A 10,663-nucleotide genomic window follows, 5' to 3' on the forward strand; every position below is an offset into this window, starting at 1 on the left:
TCTTCGATTTTATGGACAGAATAATATTTGAGCTCTGACACATGATGTCCCCCTATTTTTGTGATGTAAGGGTAAGATATCATATGATTGGAGCTTAGTCTACTTGTAAATTTAACTAGCACAACTCGTTATATTAATATTGTTATATCATTTAACATTATTATAGCACCTTATTTTTATTATACTTCTCAAAGATATTACATATTAATTTCAGTTTTATTATTTTTCAGAGTACCTTAATTAATTGTTTATGGAGGATTTTTATAGTTCTATTCATTTCTTAAATTTATTTACTTTCTAGATTTAAAAGATATTCTTTGATATTTAAGCCACCGCCATAGCCTACTAACTTGCCGTTTGCCCCAATAACTCTATGGCATGGAATAACAATCATAATATCATTCAGCCATAAAATTATGATAGTTATGAGCATCCGCTTCTTTAAAAGAAGCTCGCCATCCTTTTTCAGTTCTTAGCTCTAAAAGAATCTCCTGCATTTTCATTTCTTTAAATAAAGGAATCTGCACGGTCATGACTCCTCTTGGTTTTAATGCTTTAAACCAATCTGCAATGACTTACTCCTGTGCTTTAAGCCATTGCAAACTAGCATTAGAAAATATAATATCTACTTTATCAAATGCTTCAAGACTTTCATTACAATTCTTTAAAATCCATTCTACATTAAGCCCTAATTCCTTAGCTTTATCAAACATTGACTGGGAATTGTCTAAGCCTATAATTTCTGCACTTTTAAATCTATCCGCAAGAATTTTAGTACTCATTCCTGAGCCGCAGCCCACGCACACTATATTTCTCAACCAGCCATTAGTAAATCCATTAAAACACTTGAAAATACCTTAAGGCCTCACCTTATTTTCAAGAGGTTTCAAAGGCATTTTACTAACCTCAGAAGGTAAACTTTTATATGATCATTTAAAAATGCCTTTTCTACTATCACACAAGGAGAAGTTCTCCTTAATAAACTTAAAAACATGGAATCTGGTGAACTTAAAGTAGGTGTAATTTCTACTTTAGGTACCCACTTTTTTATTATCTTTACTCTCTCAGTTCACTAAAACCTATCCAGCACTGCAAGTTCATGTTACTAATGATAATACTACTCAAACCTTAATCAAACAAAATCTCATAGACTTAGCCATCATCAGCTCACCACTTACACATCCTTCACTACAATTCATTCCTCTACATCCAAAAGACATCTTCGTTTGTAGCCCTACTTACTACAACAGCAATATTAAAGACCTGTCCCCAAATCACTTTCCTAACAGCAGTTTTAGAGACCTGTCCCAAAATTAAAAGAGGATATCGCAATAAACCCGTACCTATAGATTAAACACATAGAAAAAGTGTACCTAGTCTATAGGTACTTTTTTTGTGTATACTTATAAATGACTTGAAGTTATAACAATCATAGATGCCAATGGGGATTAAAAAAGATGACTCCTAAACAATATAGAAGCCATCTTTTTATCTGCTTTATTTTTGTAAGCTCTCGCCTTGAGTAGCGATTACTTCTTTGTACCAATCGAAGCTTTTCTTTTTGTATCTTTCAAGAGTTCCTGAACCATCGTCATGTCTATCTACATAGATGAAACCATAACGTTTTTTAAGTTCTGCTGTTGAAGCTGATACTAAGTCAATGCAGCCCCATGTTGTGTATCCCATAAGTTCTACACCATCTTCGATTGCTTCTCCTACTTGAACTAAATGATCGTTTAAGTATTTGATTCTGTAATCATCATTTACTATTTTGTTACCATTTTCATCTTCGATTAATTCATCAACTGCGCCAAGGCCGTTTTCTACGATGAATAATGGTTTTTGATAACGATCGTAGTAGAAGTTAAGAATGTATCTTAATCCTTTTGGATCGATTTGCCATCCCCATTCAGAAGCATCTAAATATGGGTTTGGTACACCAAAGATTAAGTTTCCTTCTGCTTTTTTAAGTTCATCTGGATTTGCTGTAGCACATGTACTCATGTAGTAGCTAAATGAAATGAAGTCTACTGTATTTTTTAATATTTCAGCGTCGCCTTCTTCCATTTTGATTGAGATATTATTTTCTTTGAAGAAGCGGTTCATGTATTTTGGATATTCTCCTCTTGCATGAATATCTCCGAAGAATAATGATTCTCTATCTTGTGCCATGGCTTTTAACATATCATCTGGATGAGCTGTTAATGGGTAAGTTGGTACCCCTAAAATCATACAACCAATTTTGAACTCTGGATTGATTTCATGACCAATTTTAACTGCTAAAGCACTTGCCACTAATTCATGGTGCATTGCTTGATATAAATCTTGTTTGCTTAATTGATCCATAGGAGTCATAATACCAGCACTCATAAATGGAGCATGAATTGCTGAGTTGATTTCATTGAATGTAAGCCAGTATTTAACTTTATCTTTATATCTTGTAAATACTGTTCTTGCATATCTTTCGAAGAATCCAATAAGTCTTCTATCTGTCCAGCCATCGTATTCTTTTGCAAGATGGAGTGGTGTTTCATAGTGTGATAAAGTTACTAATGGTTCAATACCATATTTAGCAAGTTCATCAAATACGCGGTCATAGAATTCTAATCCTTTTTCATTTGGTTCTAAATCATCCCCATTAGGAAAAATTCTTGACCATGCAATTGACATTCTAAATGTTTTGAATCCCATTTCTGCAAAGAGTTTAATATCTTCTTTATATCTGTGATAAAAATCAATCCCTATTAATTTCATATTATCTTCTGTAGGACCTTCTGTAATAGGTCCTACAATGCCTTTTGGTGCAATATCTTGAATTGATAATCCTTTACCGTCTTCATTATATGCCCCTTCAAATTGATTAGCTGCTGTTGCACCGCCCCAAAGAAAATTATCTGGAAATCTCATTATATACCCCTCCTAAATTGCTGTTAATAATTCGTCTCTATAACTTACTTCTGTTTGATCTGTTTCGATTACATCTAAATAATTTGCTGTGTTTGTAATAATGATAGGTGTTACTGTTGAGTAACCTGCTTCATTGATTGCATGAATATCAAATTCTAATAATACGTCTCCTGCTTTTACTTTAGCACCTTGTTTTACTTTTGGACTAAAGTGTTTACCTTGTAATTGAACTGTGTCCATTCCTACATGCATTAATACTTCAGCACCTTTATCTGTTGTGATTGCAATAGCATGTCCTGTTGGGAAGAATGTTGTTACTGTTCCATCTGCTGGAGCAATTACTTTACCTTCTGTTGGATTAATTGCTAATCCTTTTCCTAAAGCTCCTGATGAAAATACTGGATCTTCAATGTCACTTAATTTTTTAACTTGACCTTTTAATGGGCTTACGATTACTTCTCTTTTTGCTACTTTTTCAGCAGCATCTTTATTTAATGCTTCTTTTAATGTTTCTTCTGCTTTTTTCACTTCTTGAATTGCTGTTTGTGTAGCTTCTTCTTTAGTTTCTTCTACTTCTTCATCTACTTTGTTGAAGAACGCAAGAGCGAATCCTAATACTAAACCTACAACCATTGATAAAATCATACCATAGAATCCTTTATCAATTCCTGCTGGATTAATGTAAGCTGGAATTGCAAATACACCTAAACCACCCATTGTGTATCCTTTAGAACCAAAGAATCCTACGATAGCACCTGCTACTGCACCTGCGATACAGCTTAATGTAAAAGGTTTTTTTCTTGGTAATGTAATACCGTAAATAGCTGGTTCAGTTACACCAAAGAATCCTGAAATTACTGCTGGAATACTTAAAGATTTTAATTTTTGATCTTTTGTTTTTAATAAAATTGCCATTACTACGCCTGTTTGTGCGAAACATACCGGAACTGATGTTGCTAATAATGGATCATATCCTAATACTGATAAATTGTTCATTGCAAGTGGTACAAGTCCCCAGTGTAAACCGAACATAACGAATACTTGCCAGAAACCACCGATTACAAGTCCTGCTAATACTGGACTAAAGTTATATACTGCTAAAGTTGCAGCACCTAATAAATTTGATGCCCAAGTTGCTACTGGACCAATTGCCATAAATGTAACTGGTACTGAAACTAATAATGTTGCAAATGGTACAATAAATGTTTTAACAACATCTGGTACTACTTTTTTGAAGAATTTTTCTACTTTTGATGCAATATAAACTGCTAAAATAATTGGTACTACAGTTGATTGATAACTACTCATTGGCATTACTACTGGTATCCCACAAAAGTCCACAGTTGTTCCTGCAAGTCCTGTAATTGCTGGATAAACCATTGCTGCTCCAATTGTCATCGCTGTAAATTGATTCATTTTGAATTTCTTAGCTGCTGTAAATCCTAAGAAGACTGGGAAGAAGTTAAATAAACAATCCCCGATTGCATTTAAAATAATATATGTAGAATCTGTGTCTACTAATAAACCTAATGCAATAAGTATTGCATTTAAGCCTTTAATCATACCGGTTGCACAAAGCACCCCAAGAGTTGGTTGGAATACCCCTGAAATAATATCTATGAACTTATCAAAAGGTTTCATTTTTTCTTCTTGCTCATCTCTTTGTACGTCTGCGCCTAAGCCTGCAACTTTAACTACATCTGCATAAACTTCTGGCACGTGATTTCCAATAACTACTTGATATTGTCCACCACTTTTTACAACTGTTACTACTCCATTCATTTTCTTTAACACATCTGTGTTAGCTTTACTCTCATCTTTAAGCTTAAAGCGTAATCTTGTGATACAGTGTGTTAAGCTATTAATGTTTTCTTTGCCACCAACATTCTTAACAATTTCTTGAGCTAATTGTTCGTACTTCATACCATCGTCCCTTTCTCAAGATTTAAAATAGAGGACTTTAGAAAACAAAAAATACCTAAACAAAAATCATTAGTTCATTCACTAATTTCTTTTCATTTAGGTATAGCCTACTTAAAGTAACAATCCAATTTTAAATCTTTACCATTAATATTTTCCTAAATATAAATCTTGGACTCTAAAGAATCCGATTTGAAAATGGTATAGCCTACTTAAAGTAACAATCCGATTTCTTTTATGTTTAAATTATATTATGCTTTTATGTAAATGTCAATTAAAATAAATATTTTTATGTGAAGTTATATATAATTATGCACAAACAAATACAAATCTACACAAAAAAGAAGAGCTATCGAAAAAGTTACTCCCTTTCACAACAACTCTTCCCAAATATATAACCTCACTCAACCTCAGAGCAATGCGATAAACCAAGTGTTATCTTAATTACAGAAGTTGTAGACAAAGCCCCACCACTATCCCAGCGGACTATTTATAGACATCTATCTTAGGCACTCCCCTTGAGTTGCAATAACTTCTTTATACCAGTGGAATGATTTTTTTCTAGATCTTTTAAGTGTTCCATTTCCTTCATTATCTTTATCTACATAGATAAATCCGTAACGTTTTTTCATTTCACCTGTCGAAGCACTTACAAGGTCAATACAGCCCCATGGTGTATAGCCGATAAGCTCAACACCATCTTCTTCTACTGCTTTGATCATTTCTTTAATATGTGCTTCTAAGTAAGCAATTCTGTAATCATCATTGATTGTACCATCTTCTTCTGGTGTATCAATTGCACCTAAACCATTTTCTACGATGAAGAGTGGTTTTTGGTAACGGTCATATAATGTATTCATTGTAATACGTAATCCAAGTGGATCGATTTGCCATCCCCATTCACTTTCTGGTAAGTGTGGATTTTTGATACCTGCAAAAGCATTCCCTTGTTTTGCTTCTCCTACTGTTGGATCTGCACTTACTACACGTGAAGAATAGTAGCTGAATGCGATGAAGTCTACTGTGTTTTCTCTTAACACTTTTTCATCATCTTCATGCATTTCAATTTGAATATTATTTCTTTCTAAGAATTTTTTAGCATAGTTTGGATATGCCCCTCTTGATTGTACATCAATAAAGAAGTAATTTCCTCTATCTTTACAGATAGCTGCAAAAATATCTTCTGGTTTACAGCTATATGGATAGTAATCCCCAGCTGCTAACATACATCCTACTTGGTTTTCTGGATTGATTTCATGTGCAAGTTTAGTTGCGAGCGCAGAAGCTATAAGTTCATTATGCGCTGCTTGATATTGTACTTGAAGTTTATCTTCACCTTCTTTGAATTCAATACCTGCACCCATAAATGGTAAGTGCATAAGCATATTAATTTCATTAAATGTCATCCAATATTTAACTTTACCATTATATCTTTTGAAAATAGCTTCACAGTATCTTACGTAAGCCTCTACAACTTCACGGCTTCTCCAAGAACCATATTCGTCTACAAGCACAAGTGGTAAATCGAAGTGACAAATTGTAACAACTGGCTCAATATTATATTTTAATAATTCATCGATGAAATCTTCATAAAATTTAAGTCCTTCTTCATTTGGCTCTGTTTCCATTCCTGTTGGGAAGATTCTAGACCAAGCGAATGAGAAACGGTAACATTTAAATCCCATTTCTGCAAATAAAGCGATATCTTCTTTATAATTACCATACATATCAATTGATTGATGAGATGGATAATATACATCTTCTGGTAGGTCTTTATAGCTCATTTCACCTTTCATAATAGGGAATCTATATTGACCGTTTGGAATAACGTCAACTGTTCCTAATCCTTTTCCTCCAGATAAGTATCCACCTTCACATTGATTAGCAGCTGTAGCGCCACCCCATAAAAAATTCTTTGGTAATCCTGTCATATTAATTTCCTCATTTCTTTCCTGTATAAAATTCTTCTTATACATCTTATATTTTATATTACAAATCTTAAATCTCAAAACTTCTAACCTTATAATAAGAAAGCCGCACCAAGATTTCTCCCGCCGCGCCCTCCTTAACATCATATATATACTCTAAATAACTACATTTTTTGACTACTTTGAAGCAATTAGCTTCCTTCAACATAAATCAATTCACTTTTCTTCGCCTGTACTTATATTAAATTGAGATAGCCTAGTGAGGAGATGAGGTGCTTGATAAGCTACATTCGTAGTAAATTATTGAAAGTCTTAGTGAAATATTACAAAGCGTTTTTAAGCGGAGCGTTCAAGCACCTCATCTCCTCACAGCCCTACTCAATTTACCCTATTTATTAACCACCTTATTTAACTACTTTGATAACTGGATCTCCGCATTTTACTGCTTTGTCATCAATTGCAATTACTTCTCTATAATCAGCTGTATTTGTTACAATGACTGGTGTAATACAGTCATATCCTTCTCTTTTGATTGCTTCTAAATCAAAGTTTACAAGTGGTGTACCAACTTTTACTTTGTCTCCTTCTTTTACATGAGCATCGAAGTATTTACCACCTAATTTAACTGTGTCTAAACCTACGTGAATTAATAATTCTGTACCATTATCTGCTTTAATTGCTACCGCGTGTTTTGTATTAAAGATCATTTCTACTGTACCATCTACTGGTGATACTACTTTACCTTCAGTTGGAATGATTGCCATCCCTTGTCCCATAATCCCTTCTGAAAATGTTGGATCACTTACAAGTTGTAATGAAACTGCCTCACCTGTTAATGGTGCGCAAACTGTTGGCATTTCTTCTTTTACTACTTTTTCTACTTTTGCTGTTTTTTCTTCTTTAACTTCAACTTCTTTTTTATCTTTGTACATTACGAATGCTGCGATAAATGCTACTACCATTGCAATTACTACACCGATACATGCATAGTAGAAGTTAGTCATTGTTTCTCCACCAATGTATACTGGTAATGTTAAAAGTCCTGGAGAACCTGTTGCGAATCTTCTTACACCGAAGATACCGAAGAATAATCCACCAAGTCCACCACCAATCATTGATGCGTAAAGACCTACTTTAGTTTTTAAATTAACACCATATAATGCTGGTTCTGTGATACCACATAATGCTGTAATACCTGATGTACTTGCTAATTGTTTTAAGTCTGAGTCTTTTGTTTTTAAAGAAATTGCAAATGCTGCTGCACCTTGTGCTACGTTTGATGACATCATAGCTGGTCCAACTAATGTGTCATAACCCATTGTCATAATGTTATTAATACCAATTGGAACTAAACCATAGTGTGTTCCTGTCATAACTAAGATTGGTGATAATACCCCAAGAATTGTTGGTACTAACCAACTTGCATATGTTTCAATTGTTGAAATAGCTTTTGCTACTAAATCACTAAGCATGTAGCCAAGTGGTCCTACTAATGTTAATGTTGCAATACCTACGATTAATGCTGTAATAAGTGGTTTTGTAAAGAATTTAACTGCATTTGGAGATACTTTATCTGCAAATGGTTCTACATAAGACATTAACCAAACTGCTAAAATAATTGGAAGTACACTTGAACTATAACTTGCAAGTGGAATATTTAATCCAAATACTGCGATTCTGGTTCCGGCTTCTTTTGCACTACTAACCATTGAAATGAATGTTGGGTGTAATAAGATACCACCGATCATCATTGCTAAGTAACTATTCACTTTAAATCTTTTAGCTGCTGAGTTTGCTAATAGGATTGGTAAGAAGTAGAATCCTGCATCAGCCATAAAGTTAAATACTTGATATGTTTGTGAAGTATTTGAAAGTACTTTAGTTGCAATGAGAAGTGCAAGTACTGCTTTAATCATCCCTGCAGCTGTAATTGCTGGTAAGATTGGTGTGAAGATACCTGTTACTGTATCAATCACTTTTGCCCCTATACTACGATTATCTTTTTGTGTTTCATCTGAGCTGCTGTTATCTAACTTTGTCATCGCCATGATTTCTTTGAAAACATGAGCTACGTTACTTCCAATGATAACTTGGTATTGACCACCATTACTTACAGCACCCATAACCCCTTTTGTATTTTTTAATTTTGCTGTATCAGCCTTACTTTTATCTTTTAAAGTAAATCTTAATCTTGTTGCACAGTGTACTAATGATTTAATATTACTTTCGCCACCGACTAATTTGATAATTGTTTCTGCTAAATCCTTATAATTCATATTATTCCTCCGAAAATTTAAAAACGGAAAAGGTATTTTGGGTAATAAAAAACACCTAAACAAAAAGTATTAGTCTTACTAACTTCTTTTTATTTAGGTATAGCCTACTTAAAGTAACAATCCCGTTCTATTCTATTTAGGTATCTATGAATTTGTAACTCTGTTGATATGAATTGTTAAATACACCATTTCATCTTCTGAAAGTGCCCAATTAAACTCGCTATGAATGTATTCTTTTATTTTTAGTGTACATTCATATTCTTTTCTATACTTTGTTTTAAGTACTTCCAAGAACTGATCATCTTGATCTTCAATAGTTACACCCATGAAAATTCTTTGTGCAAAGAACTTAAGGTGTGTAATGAAGCGTTCATAATGAATCGAATACTCATCTAATTCTAAGTTAAAGTGATACTTGATAATGTTTAATATGTTTTGTATCATCTTCGTCATATCTGTAGTTTTTTCCATAGATATGTCGTCCATTAAAGCGTTTACGAAGTGAAGAGCAATAAATCCTGCCTCATCTTCTGGAAGCTCCACATTTAAACGACGTTTTATAATACTTAACGCTTCTTTTCCTACTAAATACTCGTGATTATATAATTTCTTGATTTCCCATAATAAAGCATTTTTAACTTTAATGCCTTGTCCATTACGTTCAATTGCAAAATTAATATGATCTGCTAAAGAAATGTAGATATTTTGGCTTAACTTTTTGCCTAAAGAAGCTTTTGCGAAACTGATAATTTCATTAGTAGCTTGGATCTGTTCTAGAGGAATCTTTTCAAGTAACTGATAAGCTGCCTTGAGTTTGTTTGTTCGTTACATGTGTAAACCTTTTCAATTAAACTCTCATCAATTTCATCACCAGCTACCTTTTTAAAGCCAAGTCCACATCCCATTACTAGTATTTCATTATTCTTCTCATCTACGGACTTAATTAAGTTATTATTAATAACTTTAACAACTTTCATCTTCGGCATCCCCCTTATTGCTCATAACTTAGACGTCACCGCCATATTAGCAAAAAAGGCCATACCTCCTCCGCGAATATTTAGAATAAGAAATTATCCATTCACAAAATTGGTATAGCCTGCATTACCAGTAACAATCCGTTTATTAATTATATTTACATAATACAATAACCTCTTACCAATGTCAACCATTTGTTTACACTTTATACTTATTTATAAATACTCAAGTTTTTTGTTCAATTTCAACAAAGTACTATAATTTTATTCAAATCCTTTTTATTTAAACTCTAAAAATCCTATAAATACAGGCTTTCCATTATAAGCTACTTAATATGTTCTAATATTCTTAGTATAATTATTCATTTATTTATTTGATTATGAATTTTTATTATAAAAAAACTTGTCATTATGGTAAAAAAATTGTTAAATTATATTATATATTATAATCGTAACTGTTCAGCCGTTGGCTGAATAAATATATTTTTTTTGCTGTGGATAAACGAGTTTTTTAGCATGATTTTTATGCTAGATTTCCACATTTAAATTTAGTTATCAACTAGCTTTTGCCTTCCTAAAACGATATACTTTAAGTATATTATTTCAGAACAAACTGCTACTATTAACAAGCTAACTGAAACTATTCAAAAACAAGAAA

At 32.9% G+C, this 10,663-nt stretch carries 8 protein-coding genes and 4 pseudogenes; 3 read left to right on the forward strand and 9 right to left on the reverse strand.

The genetic code is table 11. The features are described from left to right. Positions 1-286: 286 nt before the first annotated feature. The 3 genes and pseudogenes from JCM14822_RS19625 to JCM14822_RS16850 form a co-directional block, all read right to left on the reverse strand. Positions 287-403 (reverse strand): annotated as a pseudogene (locus tag JCM14822_RS19625) (methylated-DNA--[protein]-cysteine S-methyltransferase); the annotation flags it as partial. Further along, a complete protein-coding gene (locus JCM14822_RS22770) occupies positions 399-527 on the reverse strand; it encodes a hypothetical protein (protein WP_278287244.1) in 129 nt (42 codons plus the stop codon). The pseudogene JCM14822_RS19625 and the gene JCM14822_RS22770, both read right to left, overlap by 5 nt. A gap of 48 nt (positions 528-575) precedes the next feature. Beyond that, complete coding sequence (locus JCM14822_RS16850; RefSeq protein WP_054743609.1) at positions 576-806, reverse strand: class I SAM-dependent methyltransferase; 231 nt, start codon at positions 804-806, stop codon at positions 576-578. On the opposite strand from JCM14822_RS16850, the pseudogene JCM14822_RS25225 reads away from it, so the two are divergent. The 3 pseudogenes from JCM14822_RS25225 to JCM14822_RS25235 form a co-directional block, all read left to right on the forward strand. Then, positions 801-917: pseudogene (locus JCM14822_RS25225) on the forward strand (hypothetical protein); the annotation flags it as partial. The gene JCM14822_RS16850 and the pseudogene JCM14822_RS25225 overlap by 6 nt on opposite strands. Before the next feature lie 133 nt (positions 918-1,050). Next, positions 1,051-1,317: pseudogene (locus JCM14822_RS25230) on the forward strand (LysR substrate-binding domain-containing protein); the annotation flags it as partial. A 110-nt stretch (positions 1,318-1,427) separates the two neighbouring features. Further along, positions 1,428-1,526, forward strand: a pseudogene (locus JCM14822_RS25235) (hypothetical protein); the annotation flags it as partial. Here JCM14822_RS25235 and JCM14822_RS16855 read toward each other — a convergent pair. The 6 genes from JCM14822_RS16855 to JCM14822_RS22785 form a co-directional block, all read right to left on the reverse strand. After that, complete coding sequence (locus tag JCM14822_RS16855) at positions 1,498-2,910, reverse strand: glycoside hydrolase family 1 protein (RefSeq protein ID WP_408606218.1); 1,413 nt, start codon at positions 2,908-2,910, stop codon at positions 1,498-1,500. The pseudogene JCM14822_RS25235 and the gene JCM14822_RS16855 sit on opposite strands and share 29 nt — an antisense overlap. A 9-nt stretch (positions 2,911-2,919) precedes the next feature. Beyond that, positions 2,920-4,830, reverse strand: a complete 1,911-nt coding sequence (locus tag JCM14822_RS16860; protein WP_054743613.1) for a beta-glucoside-specific PTS transporter subunit IIABC — start codon at positions 4,828-4,830, stop codon at positions 2,920-2,922. Positions 4,831-5,327: 497 nt separating this feature from the next. Continuing rightward, positions 5,328-6,758: a 6-phospho-beta-glucosidase gene (locus JCM14822_RS16865; RefSeq protein WP_054743615.1), complete on the reverse strand. Its 1,431-nt coding sequence runs from the start codon at positions 6,756-6,758 to the stop codon at positions 5,328-5,330. A gap of 401 nt (positions 6,759-7,159) precedes the next feature. Continuing rightward, on the reverse strand, positions 7,160-9,031 hold the full coding sequence (locus JCM14822_RS16870) for a beta-glucoside-specific PTS transporter subunit IIABC (RefSeq protein ID WP_054743617.1): 1,872 nt from the start codon (positions 9,029-9,031) through the stop codon (positions 7,160-7,162). Between the two features lie 144 nt (positions 9,032-9,175). Then, positions 9,176-9,814 (reverse strand): BglG family transcription antiterminator LicT, encoded by a 639-nt coding sequence (licT, locus tag JCM14822_RS25240; protein ID WP_330377649.1) that lies wholly within the window; start codon positions 9,812-9,814, stop codon positions 9,176-9,178. Continuing rightward, positions 9,805-10,008, reverse strand: coding sequence for a CAT RNA binding domain-containing protein (locus tag JCM14822_RS22785; protein ID WP_278287246.1), 204 nt, complete (start codon positions 10,006-10,008; stop codon positions 9,805-9,807). Before JCM14822_RS22785 ends, licT begins: the two co-directional genes overlap by 10 nt. Positions 10,009-10,663: the final 655 nt, after the last annotated feature.

Source organism: Cellulosilyticum ruminicola JCM 14822, from assembly GCF_001311925.1.
In the GTDB taxonomy this organism is placed as follows: Bacteria; Bacillota; Clostridia; order Lachnospirales; family Cellulosilyticaceae; genus Cellulosilyticum; species Cellulosilyticum ruminicola.

Bases quoted from the DNA above. Each gene is read 5' to 3' on its own strand.
- JCM14822_RS16860 (WP_054743613.1), bottom strand. From the start codon at position 4,830: ATGAAGTACGAACAATTAGCTCAAGAAATTGTTAAGAATGTTGGTGGC.
- JCM14822_RS16865 (WP_054743615.1), bottom strand. From the start codon at position 6,758: ATGACAGGATTACCAAAGAATTTTTTATGGGGTGGCGCTACAGCTGCT.
- JCM14822_RS16870 (WP_054743617.1), bottom strand. From the start codon at position 9,031: ATGAATTATAAGGATTTAGCAGAAACAATTATCAAATTAGTCGGTGGC.
- JCM14822_RS22785 (WP_278287246.1), bottom strand. From the start codon at position 10,008: ATGAAAGTTGTTAAAGTTATTAATAATAACTTAATTAAGTCCGTAGAT.